Source organism: Cytobacillus sp. GQ23 (genome assembly GCF_059758675.1).
In genome coordinates this window covers 46,267-65,556 of the sequence record NZ_JCAXER010000027.1, presented here as the reverse complement: position 1 = coordinate 65,556, position 19,290 = coordinate 46,267, and the positions used below count along the sequence as shown (strand labels likewise).

The following is a 19,290-nucleotide window of genomic DNA, read 5'->3' as shown; positions in this document are numbered from 1 at the left end:
AAATGAAAGAGCACCTGATGGGTGCTCTTTTTTGTGTGTATGAAGGAGCGATCAGAAAAAAATTTGGGCTTTAGTTTAAAAGGAATTATACCTATATGTGCCACTTTGCGCAGCAAATGTGCCGCTTTCAGACATATAGGTGCCAGAACAAACTTTTATGTGCCACACCTTATTCTCCGTCTGGTTTAAAATTCAAAGCTGTTCTCTCTAAAGATAAATAGTGCTAAATGTTAGATAAACTTCAAAGTGTGCTAGATAAATTCAAATTTATGTTAGATAAAACCCAGAACATGCTAGATACCATCTGAAGCCGAAACCAATAAAATAACACTGATTAAAACCTCTCTCCTTCATATAACCTCGACTATTACAGGCTTATTCAGAGGTTCACCCACCAAAAAAGGATAACCTACTCAAAAAAGAACCTGATGGGTGCCCTATTTTTGTATGTTTGAAAGATTTTGCGATCAGAAAAATAAATTTGGACTGCAGTTTAAAAGGAATTACACCTATATGTGCCACTTTGCGCAGTATATCTGCAGCTTTTTCATTTTAAGCGCAGCTTTCAGACATATAGGTGCCAGAACCAAAATATATGTGCCCACACCTTATTTCTTCATATATTTTAAAATTCAAATCCGTTCTCTTTAAAGATAACCTCCCCAAATACGAGATAAACTCCAAAACCTGCTCGATAAATCCAAAATCTTGTTAGATAAATTCACAGTCATGTAAGATAAATCCCCAAACCTGCCAGATAAATTCCCCAGCAAACCCCGCTTCAGAAAATCCAAAAACTGCGCACGTGCAGAAAGCTCCGACCAGCATAATCCACCCCTCCATAAAAAACTTCTCCCATCCAAGCACAAACCCGCCTAATCAAAAATATATTGTTATCGACATTAACTTCCATTTTCAGGTTTGGGAAGTCAAAAAATGGGGGAAAATTATTAGTACCCGCCAATTGCAAGAAATTACATAAATCATGTATAATTAATGTCAAATATAGTCAAAGTCAGATAGGGGGAGGCCTGGTGAGGAATATATCCGACATAATTGAAAATTATCTCAAACAGGTTTTGGAGAAAAGCGAAAGGGAAATCGTGGAAATTAAAAGAAGCGAAATTGCTGACAGATTCCAATGTGTTCCTTCTCAGATCAATTATGTGATCAACACCCGTTTTACGATTGAAAAAGGATATGCAGTAGAAAGTAAGCGGGGAGGCGGGGGCTTCATCCGGATTATGAAAGTCCAATCCTATGACCATGCTGATTTGATTGACCAGTTAATATCTTTGGTGCAGAGCAGAATTGCCCAGAGCAGTGCAGAGAATGTTATCTACCGTCTGGTAGAAGAAGAGATTATAACAAACAGGGAAGCCAAAATAATGCTTAGTGTTATAGACCGTTCTGTCCTATATATAGACCTTCCATTCAGGGATGAGCTGAGGGCAAGAATGCTTAAGGCAATGTTAACCACTTTAAAATATAAATAGTAGTGAGCTGGAGAGGTGAAGTCATGATTTGTCAGGAATGTAATCAAAGGCCGGCCACGCTGCACTTTACAAAGGTTGTAAATGGCGAGAAAGCAGAGTTTCATCTTTGCGAGAAATGTGCGCAGGAAAAAGGTGAAATGTTTATGCTGGGCAGCGGGTCCGGTTTTTCAATAAATAATTTGCTTGCTGGCCTTTTGAATATTCAGCCTGCCTTTCAGGGATCGGGCCAGGATCCTTTTCAGCAGGAGAAGGTTCTGCAGTGTGAGCAATGCTCCCTAACCTTTCAGCAATTTAAAAAAGTTGGCCGTTTTGGATGTGCCAGCTGCTATGAGACTTTTAAAGATCAGCTGAATCCCATTCTTAGAAGGCTGCACAGCGGAAATGCCTCACACAGCGGGAAAATTCCTGCACGAATTGGGGGAACCATTCATTTGCGCAGGAATATTGAGGATTTAAAAAATCTCATAAAAGAAATGATTTCCAAAGAAGAGTTTGAGAGAGCGGCAGAATTGAGAGACGAAATTAGAAAGCTGGAAAAACAGCTCAATGCCGATCAAAAGGGAGGGGAGTAAGCTTGTCGCTGGAACGTTTTATCAATCAAGCTATCAGCTCCTGGATGAGTGCTGAAGGACCTGATTCCGATATTGTGTTAAGTTCAAGAATCAGACTCGCCCGCAATATAAAGCAATATAAATTCCCTACTTTATTTTCTAATGAAGAAGCAGAAGCAATCATTAAAAAAATAAAGGCTAGGGTGGAGCATTCTCCTTTTTCAAAACTTGGGGAAATGGAGCTTTTATTAATGGATAATCTTCAGCCTCTTCAAAAAAGAGTGCTGATGGAAAAGCATCTGATCAGCCCCCATCTTGCTGAGAATTCAACTCATGGTGCCTGCCTTCTTTCTGAGAATGAAGAAGTCAGCATCATGATTAATGAAGAAGACCATATAAGGATTCAATGTCTGTTTCCGGGGTTTCAGCTCTCTGAAGCCTTAAATATGGCGAATGAAATAGATGATTGGCTGGAGGAAGAAGCCGATTATGCATTTAATGAAGATATTGGCTTTTTAACAAGCTGCCCTACAAATGTAGGAACAGGGCTCAGGGCATCGGTTATGATGCATTTGCCTGGCCTCGTTCTCACACAGCAAATGAACCGGATTATTCCGGCAATTAACCAGTTAGGTTTAGTTGTTAGAGGAATTTACGGGGAAGGCAGCGAAGCTTTAGGTAACATCTTTCAGGTGTCCAATCAGATTACTCTCGGAAAGTCAGAAGAGGATATCGCCGAGGATCTGAAAAGCGTTGTCAGTCAGCTGATTTCTCAGGAAAGATCGGCAAGGGAAGCATTAGCAAAGACTTCTAACATACAATTAGAAGATAGAGTCTTCCGCTCTTATGGCATTTTATCAAACAGCCGAATCATTGAATCAAAGGAAGCAGCACAATGCCTGTCTGATGTTCGCCTGGGGATTGATATGAAGTACATTCAAAACATATCAAAAAATATATTAAATGAGCTGATGATTCTGACACAGCCAGGCTTCCTGCAGCAATATGCAGGCGGGCCGCTCAGACCGCATGAACGCGATATCCGCAGAGCTTCACTAATCAGGGAAAGATTAAAAATGGAAGATCAAGAGTTGGGAGGATGAAATTATGATGTTCGGACGATTTACGGAAAGAGCTCAAAAGGTATTGGCTTTAGCACAGGAGGAAGCAATCCGTTTAGGACATAATAACATCGGAACAGAGCATATTCTGCTTGGGCTTGTACGCGAAGGTGAAGGAATTGCGGCTAAAGCTCTGTATGCATTGGGCCTCGGCTCTGATAAGATCCAAAAAGAGGTTGAGAATTTAATCGGCAGGGGGCAGGATGCTTCCCAGACCATTCACTATACACCGCGTGCCAAGAAAGTGATTGAACTTTCCATGGACGAAGCAAGGAAGCTTGGCCATTCCTATGTAGGAACAGAGCATATCCTGCTTGGCCTGATCCGTGAGGGTGAAGGCGTTGCTGCTAGGGTTCTGAATAACCTTGGAGTCAGCCTCAATAAAGCGCGCCAGCAGGTGCTGCAGCTGTTAGGCAGCAATGAGTCCGGCAGCCATCAGGGAGGAGCAGCGGCAAATGCGAACACACCGACACTGGATGGATTAGCACGCGACCTGACTGCTATTGCCAGAGAAGGAAGCCTTGATCCGGTAATAGGACGAAGCAAAGAAATCCAGCGTGTGATTGAAGTATTAAGCCGCAGGACGAAAAACAACCCGGTTCTGATTGGTGAGCCAGGGGTAGGTAAAACAGCCATAGCAGAAGGCTTGGCACAGCAGATCATTAACAATGAAGTGCCGGAGACTCTTCGCGATAAAAGGGTAATGACGCTTGATATGGGTACAGTGGTTGCCGGAACGAAGTACCGCGGTGAATTTGAAGATCGCCTGAAGAAGGTAATGGATGAAATCAGGCAGGCAGGAAACATCATTTTATTCATTGACGAGCTTCATACATTAATCGGTGCAGGAGGAGCAGAAGGTGCGATTGATGCTTCCAACATTCTAAAGCCATCTCTTGCCCGCGGAGAGCTTCAGTGTATCGGTGCCACTACTCTTGATGAATATAGAAAATACATCGAGAAGGATGCGGCACTTGAAAGAAGGTTCCAGCCTATTACAGTTGATGAGCCGACAGCAGAAGAATCTGTTCAAATTCTTGAGGGTCTGCGGGACCGTTACGAGGCTCATCACCGCGTAACCATTACAGACGCAGCGATTGAAGCAGCCGTAAAGCTGTCAGACCGCTACATTTCAGACCGCTTCCTTCCGGATAAGGCGATTGATTTAATTGATGAAGCGGGTTCAAAGGTAAGACTGCGCTCTTATACTACGCCTCCAAATCTGAAAGAGCTGGAGGTTAAGCTCGAGGATGTAAGAAAAGAGAAAGATGCTGCCGTTCAAAGCCAGGAATTCGAAAAAGCGGCTTCATTGAGAGATACAGAGCAGCGCCTGCGTGAACAGCTGGAAGAAACGAAGAAATCGTGGAAAGAAAAGCAGGGCAAGGAAAACAGTGAAGTGACCGTTGAAGACATTGCCAATGTGGTTGCCAGCTGGACTGGAATTCCTGTTTCGAAGCTTGCCCAGACTGAAACTGAAAAGCTTCTTAATCTGGAAGAAATTCTTCACTCCCGTGTAATCGGGCAGGAAGAAGCCGTTAAGGCCATTTCGAAGGCTGTCCGCCGTGCCCGTGCTGGCCTTAAAGATCCAAAGCGCCCGATTGGCTCATTTGTCTTCCTTGGGCCGACAGGAGTAGGTAAAACAGAGCTCGCCCGTGCCCTTGCAGAAGCGATGTTCGGTGACGAGGATGCAATGATCCGCATCGATATGTCAGAATACATGGAGAAGCACTCTACATCCCGTCTGGTCGGTTCACCTCCAGGTTATGTAGGGTATGAAGAAGGCGGACAATTAACCGAAAAAGTCCGCAGAAAACCATATTCTGTTGTGCTTCTCGATGAAATTGAAAAGGCTCATCCTGATGTATTCAATATTCTCTTACAGGTATTGGAAGACGGAAGATTAACAGACTCTAAGGGAAGAACAGTCGATTTCCGCAATACGGTTCTGATTATGACATCCAATGTAGGCGCTGAAGCACTTAAGCGGAACAAATATGTCGGCTTTAACATCCAGGATGGAGAACAGGATTACAAAGATATGAAAGGAAAGGTAATGGAAGAGATGAAGAAGTCCTTCCGTCCGGAATTCCTGAACCGTATCGATGAAATTATCGTGTTCCATGCATTAGAGAAAAAGCATCTTCAGGAAATCGTTTCGCTTATGTCTGATACCTTAACGAAACGTCTGAAGGAACAGGATATTACACTGGAATTGACAGATGCAGCCAAAGAAAAAATCTCAGTTGAGGGCTATGATCCCGAGTACGGAGCACGTCCGCTCCGCCGGGCCATTCAAAAGCATATTGAAGACCGCTTATCTGAAGAGCTGTTAAGAGGAACAGTCCTAACCGGGCAAAACGTGGTCATTGATGTGGTGGATGGAGAATTTGTGGTGAGAACCGCAGAGCCAAGCAGAACAGCAAACCTTCAAAAATAAGGTTTTTCCCGAACCATAATGAAAGCATCAGGTGATTTTACACAGCAAAAAGGTACACGTTCCTGTTATACGTGTACCTTTTTGTACTCTTTCAGACTATATTTAGCTGCAGTCTTATAAGAGGTTTATTCTGCCGTTTTATGTTAATTTTAAGAGAGAAAAAAGATATCTGGACAAAAACATTTTTAAGACCCGTTGGAAAAGGGAATAGGAAGTAAACGTACTTCTTTCATCACTGGTTCTTCCATGCAAGGCCGGTAATCATAAGATGTTCCTTTACCGCGGCTGGTATGAATGTAAGAGAGGGGAAGAAGTATGGCTAAAAGAAAAACGAAATTCATGTGCCAGGAATGCGGCTATGAATCAGCAAAATGGATGGGCAAATGTCCGGGGTGCGGGCAATGGAATTCGATGGTGGAAGAGGTGGAAAAGCCTGCTTCAACGAGAAGAGGCGCTTTTGCACATTCACAGGGTACGGCCATAGCGGCAAAAGCTACTCCGATTACATCCATTGAAACAGTCAGCGAACCCCGCATACATACCGATTTAAAAGAACTAAACCGTGTCCTCGGGGGCGGTATTGTGAGAGGCTCCCTTGTTCTTATCGGAGGAGATCCGGGCATCGGGAAATCAACACTCCTTCTTCAAGTGTCCTCACAGCTTGCGAATAAAAAGCATTCGGTGCTCTATATATCAGGGGAAGAATCGATGCGCCAGACAAAGCTGCGGGCTGACCGCTTAGGTGTCTCTTCAGAAAGTCTGCTTGTTTATTCGGAAACCAGCCTTGAAGAGATCAGCAGAACGATTGAAACCGTCAACCCTGACTTTGTTATTATCGACTCCATCCAGACGATCTTCCATCCGGAAGTGACGTCGGCACCGGGGAGTGTTTCCCAGGTTCGGGAATGTACGGCTGAACTGATGCGCATCGGCAAAACGAAGGGAATCGCTATTTTTATCGTAGGGCATGTTACAAAGGAGGGCTCCATTGCGGGTCCGAGGCTCCTGGAACATATGGTAGATACGGTTTTATACTTTGAAGGTGAACGCCATCATACATACCGGATTTTACGTGCTGTCAAAAACAGATTCGGGTCAACTAACGAGATGGGCATTTTTGAAATGAAGGAGCTGGGTCTTGAGGAAGTAGCCAATCCATCGGAAATTTTCCTGGAAGAGCGGTCACAGGGAGCAGCCGGGTCAACTGTCGTTGCTTCTATGGAAGGGACAAGGCCTGTTCTGGTTGAAATCCAGGCGCTCATTTCTCCGACCAGCTTTGGAAATCCAAGACGGATGGCAACGGGAATTGATCATAACCGGGTTCCGCTCCTTATGGCCGTTTTGGAAAAACGGGTGGGGATGCTTCTGCAAAATCAGGATGCCTACCTAAAAGTCGCTGGTGGAGTAAAGCTGGATGAGCCGGCAATTGATTTGGCCATTGCAGTCAGCATTGCGTCGAGCTTTCGGGATAAGCCGACAAAAGCAACAGACTGCATTATCGGGGAAGTTGGACTCACAGGAGAAGTCAGGAGGGTTTCAAGAATCGAGCAAAGAGTGCAGGAGGCTGCCAAGCTGGGCTTTGAACGGGTCATCCTGCCGGCGAACAATCTAGGCGGCTGGAGCGCACCGGGAGGAATTGAGCTGATCGGAGTAAGCTCTGTTGGTGAAGCGCTAAAGGCTGCGTTAGGGGGATAAACATGGAGACTAAAAAAATGGGCGAAAAAACAATGAGTGAAATCCTTCGTTTCATGGCTCCTGGTACGCCTATCAGGGAAGGGATAGATAATGTTCTGCGCGCAAATACAGGCGGGCTGATTGTATTGGGCTCAAAGGAAAAGCTGAGCAATCTGGTTGATGGAGGTTTCCAAATTAATTGTCCATTTTCGCCCAGTTATTTATATGAGCTGGCTAAGATGGATGGGGCCATTATTTTAAATGAAGAAGGAAACAAGATACTTATTGCGAATGCCCAGCTGGCTCCTGATCCTGGTGTGCCTTCTACGGAAACGGGTATGCGGCATCGGACGGCGGAGCGGGTTGCCCGGCAAACAGGCTCATTAGTGATTGCCATTTCCCAGAGACGCAATGTCATTACACTTTATAAAGGAAATTCACGCTATGCACTGAGGGATATTGGCGTTATTTTAACAAAGGCGAATGTAGCCGTGCAGACGCTTGAAAAATATAAGGTCGTTCTTGAACAGAGCATCGGCAATCTCAGCATTTTGGAATTTGAGGAGCTTGTTACGTACAGTGACATTCTTCATGTTTTTCATAATATCGAAATGGTTCTGCGCATTAAAAATGAGCTGCTCACCTATTTAAGTGAACTGGGCACCGAAGGAAGGCTGATCCGGCTCCAGATGAATGAGCTCTTGATGGAGCTTGAACGGGAAGCAGAATGGATTATTAAAGACTATGCCCAATCAAGAGAGATTGACTCCAAGGAGGCGCTTGTCAAACTTCAGGTGCTTTCAAAAGGGGAAATGCTCGAAGACTCTGTCATTCTAAAGCTTCTGGGCTACAACGGGTATATTCATACGGAAGAATTCAAATGCCCCCGCGGCTACCGCATGCTGAATAAAGTTCCGCGCCTGCCGCCAATTATTATTGATAATCTGATTAACCGGTTTGAAGAATTCCCGAATATCATCACGGCAACTGTAGAGGAGCTCGATGAGGTGGAAGGAATCGGGGAAGTGCGGGCAAGAAAAATTAAAGAGGGACTTAAGCTCATAAAAGAGCAGGTTTTTGCAGATCGCCAGCTATGAAGAGACCATTGACCTATGTAAATGGTTATGCTAAAATGATAAGTTAATTATTTGACAGTTTATTACCAATGGTGCTACCCTTAAATTGGGTGAAATTAATAATTTATACAGGTATTTTACTATTGTGAAATAATTTTCAAGGGACAAAATTGAAATTACCTGGGATTCTGGGTTTCAATTTTGTGAATTTGTTTATAATGATTAAAAGGAGGTGAGGGAATGTTAAAACGTATTGTACAGGCATGCTTCCTTATTATCGGGGTAACGCTTGGAATCTTTTTAATTCCTGACTTATTAAAATTAATCAGTTTAGATGACATTCCTCTTTTAAACAATCCATACGTGTCCGCCATTTTAGGTGCTATTATTTTTTATCTTTTAACTTTTTGGGCGGTTGATCATGTCGTCAATTTCGTGAGATGGGCAGAAGAATCACTGGTAAAAGTACCTATAACAGATATTATTTTTGGAAGTGTCGGCCTGGTTTTTGGATTAGTTATTGCCTTTTTAATCGGATACGCCTTAAATGCGATTGAGGTGCCAATACTGAATACGGTTGCGCCTATAGTGCTGACGCTGATATTCGGCTATCTGGGGTTTCAGGTTGGCTTTAAAAAGCGGGATGAGCTTTTAAGTTTATTTGCAAGCAAGAAAAAGAAGAGCAGCGAAGAAGAGGTGGAGACTGAAGCCGCACCTAAAGAATCACTCAAGATTCTTGATACAAGCGTGATCATCGATGGACGCATTGCGGATATTTGCCAGACGGGCTTTTTGGAAGGAACGATTGTCATTCCGCAGTTTGTGCTCGAAGAACTTCAGCATATTGCTGATTCATCAGATGTATTAAAGCGAAACCGCGGCAGACGCGGGCTGGATATATTAAACCGGATTCAAAAAGAGCTTTCAATTAATGTGGAAATTTATGAAGGCGATTTTGAAGAAATCCAAGAAGTGGACAGCAAGCTGGTGAAGCTGGCTAAGTTAACGAATGGCGTCGTGGTGACCAATGATTTTAACTTGAACAAGGTTTGTGAGCTGCAAAAAGTGGCAGTCCTTAATATTAATGACCTGGCTAATGCTGTCAAACCGGTTGTGCTCCCAGGTGAAGAAATGAAAGTACAGGTAATAAAAGACGGCAAGGAACAGAACCAGGGGATTGCTTATCTGGACGATGGCACGATGATCGTGGTGGAAGAAGGCAGAAATTACATTGGCAAACATATTGATGTTCTTGTCACAAGTGTTCTGCAGACATCAGCCGGAAGAATGATTTTTGCAAAACCTAAGCTTCTGGAAAAAGCTTTATAATGTATGATGGAAAGTAGGACAGAACGTGCAGGGAGATTGATTTCCCTGCCTTTTTGCCTGCTTTTTTAAAAGAGGAGCCAAAAATATGAATTATCAAGTGATTCTCCCGGCTGCCGGGCAGGGGAAACGAATGGGAGCCGGAAAGAATAAGCTTCTTCTGGAAATTGGGAATGTCCCTGTGTTTATACATACGTTAAGAGTTTTTGAGGGTGACCCGAAGTGTGCGGGCATGGTATTGGCCATTAACCCTCAGGATGAGGAAGAAATGCGCACCCTCTTAAAGCAGCATCAGATTACGAAAGTGGCTGCTATGGTTGAAGGAGGGAAGGAAAGGCAGCAAAGCGTATATAATGCAGCCAAAGCGGCTCCATGTGAGGAAATTGTGCTGGTTCATGACGCTGCACGCCCTTTTATAACCCGGGATTTACTGCAGCCGCTGGTGAAAGCAGCCCGGGAAGAGGGGGCTGCTGTACTGGCAGTGCCGCTCAAGGATACCGTAAAAAAAGCAGATGGGCATTTAATTACAGAAACACTTGAACGTTCCTGCCTGTGGGCTGTTCAAACTCCACAGGCCTTTCGTGTTTCTTCTCTGCTTGAGGCGCACCGCAAGGCCGAGGAAGACGGCTTTTTAGGAACAGATGATGCGAGCCTCGTGGAGCGGTTAGGCAAAGAAGTGATGATTGTCGAGGGAAGTTACGATAATATTAAGCTGACTACGCCGGAAGATATTTATTTTGCGGAAGCAATTATTAAGAAAAGAAGTCATATGTAAAAGGGGATTGTGATCATGTTTCGGATTGGACAAGGTTTTGATGTTCATCAGTTTGCTGAAGGACGCCCGCTGATTATCGGGGGTATTGAGATACCATATGAGAAAGGCCTCTTAGGACATTCAGATGCTGATGTTCTATTGCATACAGTGGCAGATGCCTGCCTTGGCGCCATTGGAGAAGGAGACATTGGGAGGCATTTTCCTGATACAGATCCTGAATTCAAGGATGCTGATTCTGCGAAGCTGCTGGCACATGTGTGGGGAATCGTTAAAGAAAAAGGATATGAATTGGTCAATGCAGACTGCACCATCATTGCCCAGAAGCCAAAGATGGCTCCTCATATCGGGAAGATGCAGGAGCGCATTGCAGGGCTTCTGGAAACCGAAAAAGAAAATATCAATGTGAAAGCAACGACTACAGAAAAACTTGGCTTTACAGGGCGGGGAGAGGGCATTGCCTCCCAGGCAGCTGTTTTGCTGAAAAAGATAGAGAACAGTTAAAATTACCTTTCAGAAGAAAAAACTGAGTGTTAAAATATAGCTTACAAATAAACTCAACAGATTCAGAGATTTTTAAGGAGGCAGTTGTATGTCAAACGATATCCGCGTCCGTTACGCTCCAAGTCCAACTGGGCATTTACATATCGGAAATGCGAGAACGGCGCTTTTTAACTATTTGTTTGCAAGAAGCAAAGGCGGGAAATTCATCATCCGCATTGAGGATACAGATAAGAAACGGAATATTGAAGGCGGCGAGGAAAGCCAGCTTCATTATTTAAAATGGCTTGGCATGGATTGGGACGAAAGCATCGACAGGGAAGGTGAATACGGCCCATACCGCCAATCTGAAAGAAATCATATTTATAAAACCTACTACACAGAATTGCTTGAAAAAGGGCATGCCTATAAATGCTATTGTACGGAAGAGGAGCTGGAAGCAGAGCGTGAAGCTCAATCGGAAAAAGGCGAAACTCCTGCTTACTCCGGAAAATGCCGCCATCTGACAGAGGAAGAAAGAGCTGTTCTAGAAGCGGAAGGCAGAAAGCCGAGCATCCGCTTCTTAGTGCCAAAAGGCAGGGAGCTAAAATTCAATGACATGGTAAAAGGTGAAGTGTCTTTCGAATCCGATGGCTTCGGCGATTATGTCATTGTCAAAAAGGATGGCACTCCTACCTATAATTTTGCGGTAGCAGTGGATGACCACCTGATGGAAATTTCTCATGTCCTGCGCGGGGATGACCATATTTCCAATACGCCTAAGCAGCAGATGATTTATGAAGCATTGGGCTGGGACCTTCCAGTGTTTGGCCATATGACCCTGATTGTCAATGAAAGCCGCAAAAAACTGAGCAAGCGCGACGAGACGATTATTCAGTTCATTGAACAATATGAAGAGCTCGGCTACTTGCCGGAAGCACTCTTTAACTTTATTGCTCTTCTTGGCTGGTCTCCTGCAGGCGAGGAAGAAATTTTCTCCAAAGAAGAGTTTATTGATATTTTTGATGAAAACCGCCTTTCAAAATCACCGGCTCTTTTCGATAAGCAAAAGCTTGAGTGGATGAATAATCAGTATATGAAAAAGCTGGATCAGGAGCGGTTGGTGTCCATTTCAGCTCCTCATCTGGTGAAGGCAGGTAAGATCAGTGAAAACTGGAAGCAGGAAAACGAAGAGTGGGTTAACAGCCTAATCTCTCTTTACCAGGAAAAAATGAGCTTTGGTGCTCAGATTGTCGAGCTGTCAGAACTGTTCTTTACAGAGGAAATAACCGTTGATGAAGAAGCGAAGGAAGTTCTGGCTGAAGAGCAGGTTCCTGAAGTGCTGTCTGCATTCCTGCAGGAAATTGATGCACTTGCAGAATTCAAAGCAGATGAAATTAAAGCGGCTATGAAGGCTGTGCAGAAATCAACTGGCCACAAGGGCAAAAAGCTCTTTATGCCAATCCGTTCCGCGACGACTGGCCAAACCCATGGACCGGATCTGCCGCAGGCCATCGAGCTTTTAGGAAAAGAAAAAGTAAAAACTCGATTAATGAGCATTATTGGTTAACATCTTGGAGAAAATGTAATATAGTATTAAGTAAATTATTCTATATTGAAAAGTGTTGAAGAGGAAAAGTAAGAAAAAAGAAGCTTTTTAGAGAGAACCATCACCGGCTGAAAGTGGTTTAAGCCTCTCTTTATTCTGAAGTGCGCCTCTGAGCCTCAATTCGAACGGAGCCTCCTGCTTCCAAGTAGAGTTGAGCGGAACCTTCCGTTAACAAGTCAAAGTTGAGGCTATTCTAAGCCTAAACAGAGTGGAACCGCGCATAAAGCGTCTCTGTCCTATTGTGGCAGGGGCGCTTTTTTATATGTAAAACCTGCAAAAATAGTATATGAGAAAAATATTTATAAAAGAGAGAACGACGTCAGGAGGGGGAATTGAACCATGTTTGCAAGAATGAAGGAAGATATCGAAGTGGTATTTGAACAGGATCCGGCAGCAAGAAGTTATTTGGAGGTAATATTAACCTACTCAGGGTTGCATGCTGTCTGGTCACACCGTATTGCCCACGCACTTTTTAAGCGGAAGTTTTATTTTCTTGCAAGAGTGGTTTCCCAGATCAGCCGCTTTTTCACAGGAATTGAAATTCATCCGGGAGCAAAGATCGGCAGACGCTTTTTTATCGACCATGGCATGGGGGTTGTCATCGGGGAAACATGTGAAATCGGTGATAACGTAACGGTTTTCCAGGGTGTGACACTTGGAGGAACCGGGAAGGAAAAAGGCAAGCGCCATCCTACTATTAAGGACAACGCACTGATTGCAACCGGTGCGAAGGTATTGGGCTCTATTACTATTGGGGAGAATTCTAAGGTGGGTGCAGGCTCTGTTGTTCTTCATGAGGTTCCGCCGAACTCCACTGTCGTCGGCATTCCGGGCAGAGTGAAAATCCGCGATGGCGTGAAAGTGGGCAAGGACCTGAATCACAGGGACCTTCCCGATCCGATTTCAGACCGCTTTAAGGAACTGGAGGCGGAGCTGCGGGAATTAAAAACGGAAGTCGAAACATTGAGGAAAGAAAGGAGCCAGGTTCATGGCCATTCAAATCTATAATACACTTACTCGTCAAAAAGAAGATTTTATTCCCTTAGAAGAGGGAAAAGTGAAAATGTATGTGTGCGGTCCAACCGTATATAACTATATCCATATAGGGAATGCCCGCCCGCCCATTGTGTTTGATACCGTAAGAAGATATCTTGAGTTCCGCGGCTTCGATGTGCAGTATGTCTCCAATTTTACGGATGTGGATGATAAGCTGATCCGCGTGGCTAATGAATTAGGAACAGATGTTCCGTCTGTGGCAGAACGGTTCATCAATGCCTATTTCGAGGACGTCTCTGCGCTCGGCTGCAGAAAGGCTGATGTCCACCCGAGAGTAACTGAAAGCATCGATATCATTATTGAATTTATCCAGACCTTGATTGAGAAAGGCTATGCGTATGAATCAGAGGGAGATGTCTATTACCACACCCGGAAATTTGAGGAGTACGGCAAGCTTTCCCATCAGTCTATTGATGAATTGCGCGTCGGCGCCCGCATTGCAGTCGGCGAGAAGAAACAGGATTCCCTTGACTTTGTTCTCTGGAAAGCAGCGAAGGAAGGGGAAATCGCATGGGAGAGCCCTTGGGGGCAAGGAAGACCAGGCTGGCATATCGAATGCTCGGCGATGGCGAAGAAATACCTTGGGGAGATGATTGATATCCATGCCGGCGGACAGGATCTGGCCTTCCCGCATCATGAAAATGAGATCGCCCAGTCGGAAGCACTGACAGGGAAAGCCTTTGCCCGCTACTGGATGCATAACGGCTATATTAATATCGACAACGAAAAAATGTCCAAATCACTGGGGAACTTCGTCCTGGTCCATGACATTATCCAAAAGCATGACCCGCAGGTTTTAAGATTTTTCATGCTGTCGGTTCATTACAGACATCCGATCAACTACAGTGATGAGCTTCTGGAGAATACTCGGACAGGGCTTGATCGCATAAAAACGTCTTATCATAATTTGCTGCACCGCAAAGAAGCAAGTGTGAATCTGACCGATAATAATCAGGAGTGGCTGGATAAAATTACAGTTCTTCATGAGCAGTTCATTCGGGATATGGATGATGATTTTAACACTGCGAATGCCGTATCAATCTTGTTCGAGCTGTCTAAGCTGGCGAATTATTATCTGATGGAGAAAAACACGTCGGTTGAAGTGATCGATGCTTTTACGAAAGAATTTGAAACGCTGTTTGATGTCTTGGGACTTTCACTTGAAGAGGCACATGCAGACCTTCTGGATGAGGAAATCGAACAGCTGATTGAGCAAAGGCAGCAGGCCAGAAAAGAGCGCAATTTCGAACTGGCAGACAAAATCCGCGATCAGCTGAAAGAAATGAATATTATCCTTGAAGATACACCGCAGGGAATCAGATGGAAAAGAGGCTAAGCAATGCTTCCCTATGATAACAAAGTAGATGAAAAACAATTGAATAGTCTCGCCCTGGCGTATATGGGGGATGCGGTATTTGAGACCTATATACGCCACCATCTCCTGCAAAACGGACGGGTTCGGCCTCATTTTCTCCATAAGGAGGCGACCCGGTATGTTTCTGCAAAAGCCCAGTCCCTGATCATTCATGAATTAATGGACTCTGAACGGCTGACAGAAGAAGAACTGGCAGTAGTCCGGAGGGGGCGGAATGCCAAATCCGGTTCGGTGCCGAAAAATACAGATGTCCAAACATACAGATACAGCACAGCCTTTGAATCGCTGATCGGCTACCTGTTTTTAGCGAAAAGGCAGGAGCGGATGGAAGAGCTGATTTTGGAATCCATAGAGTTAGTTGAGAAAAAGAAAGGAGGAGCGGTAAAATGAGCCAGGATTTTATCATTGGGAAAAATCCCGTCATTGAAGCATTAAAGTCAGAGAGGGACATTAATAAGATCTTTATTGCAGAAGGATCGCAAAGCGGGCAGATGCAGCAGGTAATCGGGTTGGCGAAGTCTGCCGGGGTTCTTGTCCAGTTTGTACCCAAGAAAAAAATAGATGGGATGGCAGAGGGGAATCATCAAGGTGTCATCGCACAGGTTGCTGCCTATCAATACGCTGAAATCGACGACCTGTTTGCTGCTGCAGAAAAGAAAAATGAAGCACCATTTTTCCTGCTGCTGGATGAAATTGAAGATCCTCACAATTTGGGATCCATCATGAGAACGGCTGACGCTGTCGGTGCACATGGGATCATTATTCCGAAGAGAAGAGCGGTCGGGCTGACAGCGACGGTAGCTAAGGCATCAACAGGAGCGATCGAATATATTCCCGTTGTCCGTGTGACCAATATGGCCAGAACAATTGATGAATTAAAAGAAAGAGGCGTATGGATCGCCGGCACGGATGCAAAAGGAAAACAGGATTACCGTCAGATAGATGGAGCAATGCCTTTAGGTCTTGTAATTGGCAGTGAAGGTAAAGGGATGGGCCGCCTGATTCGCGATAAATGCGATTTTCTCATTAACCTGCCGATGGCTGGACATGTTACTTCTCTTAATGCATCAGTTGCGGCCGCGCTGCTCATGTATGAGGTTTATCGGAAACGTCACCCGCTAGAGGGATAAAAATGGACATCCTTCTTGTTGACGGATACAACATAATTGGTGCTTGGCCAGAACTCAGGGACCTCAAAAACAAGGATTTATCCTCAGCCAGAGACCGCCTGATTGAAAAAATGGCCGAGTACCAGGGGTATTCCGGGTACAGAGTGATTGTCGTGTTTGATGCCCATTATGTAAAGGGCACGGAAAAAAAGTTTAAGAATTCAAAGGTCGAGGTTATTTTCACGCGGAATAATGAAACAGCCGATGAACGCATTGAAAAATTGGCTATCGATCTGAGCAATATTAAAAATCAAATTCATGTGGCTACCTCCGATTTTACTGAGCAATGGGTCATTTTTGGCCAGGGGGCGTTAAGAAAATCAGCGAGGGAGCTGCTGAATGAAATGAATTTGATTGAAAACAGCATCGAAAAAAAAGTAAAAAAAATTCAGGAGAAAAAGCCAGTCTCCAAGATACCTCTCAGTGATGAAGTGGCAGAAATTTTTGAAAAATGGCGCAGAGGGGACCAATGAGCGGTTGACGCTTGAAAAAACCGTGCTGTATAATGTTTCTAACCATGCTTGTACGGTCGGGGGGATCCTAGTGAGTGCTGACTTCAAGACAATCGACGAAAATCTTATAGACTTTATCCAGCTTGAGGACGAAGAAATAGTAGAGCTCGTTCATAAGGGCGAGAGTGAGGCGCTGGATTACTTGATTCATAAGTACCGCAACTTTGTCCGGGCAAAAGCAAGATCCTATTTTTTGATTGGCGCAGATAAAGAAGATATTGTACAAGAGGGAATGATCGGCTTGTATAAGGCGATCCGCGACTTTAAAGAGGACAAGCTGTCTTCATTTAAAGCGTTTGCCGAGCTGTGCATTACCAGGCAAATTATTACCGCCATTAAGACGGCGACCCGCCAAAAGCATATTCCGCTGAACTCATATGTGTCTTTGGACAAGCCCATTTATGATGAGGAATCGGACAGAACACTTATGGATGTAATCTCCGGGGCGAAGGTTATGGACCCTGAAGAGCTGATTATTAACCAGGAAGAATTTGATCATATTGAAGTGAAAATGTCTGAGCTTTTGAGTGACCTTGAACGCAAGGTGCTTGCTCTTTATTTGGACGGGCAGTCCTATCAGGAAATTTCTGAAGAATTGAACCGCCATGTTAAATCGATTGACAATGCTCTTCAGCGGGTGAAAAGAAAGCTGGAAAGATATCTGGAAGTGCGTGAATTTTCCCTGTAGACATAATTTCCCAACACCTTGCTTTTTTTGCAGTTATTGACATGTTTTGGGGTGCGTGTTAAAGTTTTAAGGGCGTAATGTGACTTAGTAGGTGGAAATATGAAAAAAGTAGTTTTAGCTTGCTCTGCATGTGGATCCAGGAATTATTCCACAGCGGGTAAAAATGATGCTGCTAGGCTGGAATTGAAGAAATTCTGCAGCAAATGCAGCGCTCATACGATCCATAAAGAAACAAAGTGATTATATAGATAAGAAGTTTGTTCTTTTAATAGACTGAAGCTGAGGGTTTTATACAGATTGGAAGACTGGTCTGATTTGAAGCCGCTTTCGCTTCTTGTTAAAGGATATATCTTTTGAAAGTTGGGGGTTACGAAATGCAGCGCATCGTGAATTTTTTCCGTGAAGTTGGCCGGGAAATGAGAAAGGTCAGCTGGCCAAAACGCAAAGAGCTGACAAGCTATACTGTTACCGTTCTTGCTACAGTTACGTTCTTCGCTCTGTTTTTTGCAGTGATTGACCTGGGAATTTCTGAATTGATTCGTATAATTCTTGAATAACCCCTGAGTTTCCATGGTATAATGGAGAATAACACAGGAAACATTTGCAAAGCCCGGAAACGGGTTTTTTAATTTGGAGAAAAATTATAAATTGTTGAATACAGGGAGGGAAGGACGAACAAGTCCTCGTGAATGGAAAAGAATTGGTATGTTGTTCATACGTACTCCGGCTATGAAAATAAAGTAAAAGCCAACCTGGAGAAACGTGTTGAATCAATGGGTATGCAAGATAAGATCTTCCGGGTGGTAGTGCCTGAAGAAGAAGAAACAGAATTGAAGAACGGCAAGAAAAAAGTCGTGAAGCGCAAGGTCTTCCCTGGTTATGTACTTGTGGAAATCGTTATGACAGATGATTCCTGGTATGTAGTAAGAAATACTCCGGGTGTAACCGGATTCGTCGGTTCGGCAGGTTCAGGCTCAAAGCCGACTCCGCTATTGCCTGAGGAGGTTACTCATATCCTTAAGCATATGGGTGTTGAAGAAGCCCGCTTTGATATCAACTTTGAGATCGGCGAAACCGTTAAGGTGAAAGAAGGTCCGTTTGCGAACTTCACGGGCTCCATTGAAGATATTGATAAAGATAAGGCGAAGATTAAAGTGCTTGTGAATATGTTTGGCCGTGACACTCCGGTTGAACTTGATTTTACACAGATTGAAAAACTGTAAGAAACAGCCTTCTGTGAAAGTACTTTTATATATCTTTGTAAAAAAACTTGAAATTGGCTTTGAAAAGTGATAATATTTCAAAGGTCAGTATGTCTCGGACAAAGAGACTGGACAGTAGTTAAAAGTTCTTTATCTTAATATAAAGACTATAAGTTGAGTGGGAGGGAACTTTCCCTATTACCACATCACGGACTTTAAGGAGGTGTGTCTCGTGGCTAAAAAAGTAATCAAACTTGTAAAGCTGCAAATCCCTGCAGGTAAAGCGAACCCTGCACCACCGGTAGGACCGGCACTAGGTCAAGCAGGTGTTAACATCATGGGATTCTGTAAGGAATTTAACGCTCGCACAGCTGAACAAGCTGGCTTAATCATTCCTGTTGAAATCACGGTTTTTGAAGACCGTTCATTTACATTTATTACGAAAACTCCTCCTGCTGCAGTTCTTCTTAAGAAAGCGGCTGGAATCGAGTCTGGTTCTGGTGAACCAAACCGTAATAAAGTAGCAACAGTCAAGCGTGACAAGGTACGCGAGATTGCTGAAACAAAGATGCCTGATCTAAACGCTGCAAGCGTAGAAGCTGCAATGCGTATGGTTGAAGGTACTGCACGCAGCATGGGTATCGTTATCGAAGACTAATCCATGTATGAAGCAGATTTAGGGATGAGGTTGCGACGTTGAATTTGGTTCACTCGCAACCTTTGTTCTGTCAAGCGCAGGCGCCTTA

General features: G+C 44.1%; 21 protein-coding genes and 1 other annotated feature. Of the genes, 20 read left to right on the top strand and 1 reads right to left on the bottom strand.

Annotated elements, in window-relative coordinates; all coding sequences use genetic code 11:
• Window positions 1–711 precede the first annotated feature (711 nt).
• Window positions 712–843, bottom strand: a complete 132-nt coding sequence (locus AC6CHU_RS20480) for a hypothetical protein (protein ID WP_285870831.1) — start codon at window positions 841–843, stop codon at window positions 712–714.
• Window positions 844–1,034: 191 nt separating this feature from the next.
• Here AC6CHU_RS20480 and AC6CHU_RS20475 point away from each other — a divergent pair, with 191 nt between their 5' ends.
• The 20 genes from AC6CHU_RS20475 (at window position 1,035) to rplK (ending at window position 19,202) form a co-directional block, all read left to right on the top strand.
• Window positions 1,035–1,496 (top strand): CtsR family transcriptional regulator, encoded by a 462-nt coding sequence (locus AC6CHU_RS20475; RefSeq protein ID WP_498122666.1) that lies wholly within the window; start codon window positions 1,035–1,037, stop codon window positions 1,494–1,496.
• Between the two features lie 23 nt (window positions 1,497–1,519).
• Complete coding sequence (mcsA, locus tag AC6CHU_RS20470; protein ID WP_159869636.1) at window positions 1,520–2,068, top strand: protein-arginine kinase activator protein McsA; 549 nt, start codon at window positions 1,520–1,522, stop codon at window positions 2,066–2,068.
• Between the two features lie 2 nt (window positions 2,069–2,070).
• Complete coding sequence (gene mcsB, locus AC6CHU_RS20465) at window positions 2,071–3,150, top strand: protein-arginine kinase McsB (RefSeq protein WP_159869639.1); 1,080 nt, start codon at window positions 2,071–2,073, stop codon at window positions 3,148–3,150.
• A gap of 4 nt (window positions 3,151–3,154) precedes the next feature.
• Window positions 3,155–5,605 (top strand): ATP-dependent protease ATP-binding subunit ClpC, encoded by a 2,451-nt coding sequence (clpC, locus tag AC6CHU_RS20460; protein ID WP_159869642.1) that lies wholly within the window; start codon window positions 3,155–3,157, stop codon window positions 5,603–5,605.
• A gap of 315 nt (window positions 5,606–5,920) precedes the next feature.
• Window positions 5,921–7,300, top strand: coding sequence for a DNA repair protein RadA (gene radA, locus AC6CHU_RS20455; protein WP_159869645.1), 1,380 nt, complete (start codon window positions 5,921–5,923; stop codon window positions 7,298–7,300).
• Window positions 7,301–7,302: 2 nt separating this feature from the next.
• Window positions 7,303–8,376: a DNA integrity scanning diadenylate cyclase DisA gene (gene disA / locus AC6CHU_RS20450; protein WP_159869648.1), complete on the top strand. Its 1,074-nt coding sequence runs from the start codon at window positions 7,303–7,305 to the stop codon at window positions 8,374–8,376.
• A 219-nt stretch (window positions 8,377–8,595) separates the two neighbouring features.
• Entirely contained in the window at window positions 8,596–9,684 is a 1,089-nt protein-coding gene (locus AC6CHU_RS20445; protein ID WP_159869651.1) for a PIN/TRAM domain-containing protein, read from the top strand.
• 85 nt (window positions 9,685–9,769) lie between these two features.
• Complete coding sequence (gene ispD, locus AC6CHU_RS20440; protein WP_251284583.1) at window positions 9,770–10,456, top strand: 2-C-methyl-D-erythritol 4-phosphate cytidylyltransferase; 687 nt, start codon at window positions 9,770–9,772, stop codon at window positions 10,454–10,456.
• 15 nt (window positions 10,457–10,471) lie between these two features.
• Window positions 10,472–10,957, top strand: coding sequence for a 2-C-methyl-D-erythritol 2,4-cyclodiphosphate synthase (gene ispF, locus AC6CHU_RS20435; RefSeq protein ID WP_159869657.1), 486 nt, complete (start codon window positions 10,472–10,474; stop codon window positions 10,955–10,957).
• An 88-nt stretch (window positions 10,958–11,045) separates the two neighbouring features.
• Entirely contained in the window at window positions 11,046–12,503 is a 1,458-nt protein-coding gene (gene gltX / locus AC6CHU_RS20430; protein ID WP_251284582.1) for a glutamate--tRNA ligase, read from the top strand.
• 46 nt (window positions 12,504–12,549) lie between these two features.
• Window positions 12,550–12,778: a binding site (T-box leader), on the top strand.
• Window positions 12,779–12,881: 103 nt separating this feature from the next.
• Window positions 12,882–13,550 (top strand): serine O-acetyltransferase, encoded by a 669-nt coding sequence (cysE, locus tag AC6CHU_RS20425; RefSeq protein ID WP_159869663.1) that lies wholly within the window; start codon window positions 12,882–12,884, stop codon window positions 13,548–13,550.
• Window positions 13,531–14,934 carry a cysteine--tRNA ligase gene (gene cysS / locus AC6CHU_RS20420; protein ID WP_159869666.1) on the top strand — a complete coding sequence of 468 codons (1,404 nt, stop codon included), beginning with the start codon at window positions 13,531–13,533 and terminating at the stop codon, window positions 14,932–14,934. Before cysE ends, cysS begins: the two co-directional genes overlap by 20 nt.
• Window positions 14,935–14,937: 3 nt before the next feature.
• Window positions 14,938–15,363 (top strand): Mini-ribonuclease 3, encoded by a 426-nt coding sequence (locus AC6CHU_RS20415; RefSeq protein WP_251284581.1) that lies wholly within the window; start codon window positions 14,938–14,940, stop codon window positions 15,361–15,363.
• On the top strand, window positions 15,360–16,103 hold the full coding sequence (gene rlmB / locus AC6CHU_RS20410) for a 23S rRNA (guanosine(2251)-2'-O)-methyltransferase RlmB (protein ID WP_159869672.1): 744 nt from the start codon (window positions 15,360–15,362) through the stop codon (window positions 16,101–16,103). The genes AC6CHU_RS20415 and rlmB overlap by 4 nt, the downstream gene beginning before the upstream one ends.
• A gap of 2 nt (window positions 16,104–16,105) precedes the next feature.
• Window positions 16,106–16,615, top strand: coding sequence for an NYN domain-containing protein (locus AC6CHU_RS20405; protein WP_251284580.1), 510 nt, complete (start codon window positions 16,106–16,108; stop codon window positions 16,613–16,615).
• Between the two features lie 70 nt (window positions 16,616–16,685).
• Window positions 16,686–17,342, top strand: coding sequence for an RNA polymerase sporulation sigma factor SigH (gene sigH / locus AC6CHU_RS20400; protein WP_009336536.1), 657 nt, complete (start codon window positions 16,686–16,688; stop codon window positions 17,340–17,342).
• A gap of 99 nt (window positions 17,343–17,441) precedes the next feature.
• Complete coding sequence (rpmG, locus tag AC6CHU_RS20395; protein ID WP_159869678.1) at window positions 17,442–17,582, top strand: 50S ribosomal protein L33; 141 nt, start codon at window positions 17,442–17,444, stop codon at window positions 17,580–17,582.
• Between the two features lie 134 nt (window positions 17,583–17,716).
• Window positions 17,717–17,899: a preprotein translocase subunit SecE gene (gene secE, locus AC6CHU_RS20390; protein ID WP_048011528.1), complete on the top strand. Its 183-nt coding sequence runs from the start codon at window positions 17,717–17,719 to the stop codon at window positions 17,897–17,899.
• A 132-nt stretch (window positions 17,900–18,031) separates the two neighbouring features.
• Window positions 18,032–18,565: a transcription termination/antitermination protein NusG gene (nusG, locus tag AC6CHU_RS20385; protein ID WP_159869681.1), complete on the top strand. Its 534-nt coding sequence runs from the start codon at window positions 18,032–18,034 to the stop codon at window positions 18,563–18,565.
• Window positions 18,566–18,776: 211 nt separating this feature from the next.
• Window positions 18,777–19,202 (top strand): 50S ribosomal protein L11, encoded by a 426-nt coding sequence (rplK, locus tag AC6CHU_RS20380; RefSeq protein ID WP_009336545.1) that lies wholly within the window; start codon window positions 18,777–18,779, stop codon window positions 19,200–19,202.
• Window positions 19,203–19,290 lie beyond the last annotated feature (88 nt).

Bases quoted from the DNA above. Each gene is read 5' to 3' on its own strand.
- AC6CHU_RS20415 (WP_251284581.1), top strand. From the start codon at position 14,938: ATGCTTCCCTATGATAACAAAGTAGATGAAAAACAATTGAATAGTCTC.
- secE (WP_048011528.1), top strand. From the start codon at position 17,717: ATGCAGCGCATCGTGAATTTTTTCCGTGAAGTTGGCCGGGAAATGAGA.
- ispD (WP_251284583.1), top strand. From the start codon at position 9,770: ATGAATTATCAAGTGATTCTCCCGGCTGCCGGGCAGGGGAAACGAATG.
- AC6CHU_RS20405 (WP_251284580.1), top strand. From the start codon at position 16,106: ATGGACATCCTTCTTGTTGACGGATACAACATAATTGGTGCTTGGCCA.
- mcsA (WP_159869636.1), top strand. From the start codon at position 1,520: ATGATTTGTCAGGAATGTAATCAAAGGCCGGCCACGCTGCACTTTACA.
- gltX (WP_251284582.1), top strand. From the start codon at position 11,046: ATGTCAAACGATATCCGCGTCCGTTACGCTCCAAGTCCAACTGGGCAT.
- disA (WP_159869648.1), top strand. From the start codon at position 7,303: ATGGAGACTAAAAAAATGGGCGAAAAAACAATGAGTGAAATCCTTCGT.
- rpmG (WP_159869678.1), top strand. From the start codon at position 17,442: ATGAAAAAAGTAGTTTTAGCTTGCTCTGCATGTGGATCCAGGAATTAT.
- AC6CHU_RS20480 (WP_285870831.1), bottom strand. From the start codon at position 843: ATGGAGGGGTGGATTATGCTGGTCGGAGCTTTCTGCACGTGCGCAGTT.
- clpC (WP_159869642.1), top strand. From the start codon at position 3,155: ATGATGTTCGGACGATTTACGGAAAGAGCTCAAAAGGTATTGGCTTTA.
- radA (WP_159869645.1), top strand. From the start codon at position 5,921: ATGGCTAAAAGAAAAACGAAATTCATGTGCCAGGAATGCGGCTATGAA.
- rlmB (WP_159869672.1), top strand. From the start codon at position 15,360: ATGAGCCAGGATTTTATCATTGGGAAAAATCCCGTCATTGAAGCATTA.
- nusG (WP_159869681.1), top strand. From the start codon at position 18,032: ATGGAAAAGAATTGGTATGTTGTTCATACGTACTCCGGCTATGAAAAT.
- cysE (WP_159869663.1), top strand. From the start codon at position 12,882: ATGTTTGCAAGAATGAAGGAAGATATCGAAGTGGTATTTGAACAGGAT.
- ispF (WP_159869657.1), top strand. From the start codon at position 10,472: ATGTTTCGGATTGGACAAGGTTTTGATGTTCATCAGTTTGCTGAAGGA.
- cysS (WP_159869666.1), top strand. From the start codon at position 13,531: ATGGCCATTCAAATCTATAATACACTTACTCGTCAAAAAGAAGATTTT.
- AC6CHU_RS20445 (WP_159869651.1), top strand. From the start codon at position 8,596: ATGTTAAAACGTATTGTACAGGCATGCTTCCTTATTATCGGGGTAACG.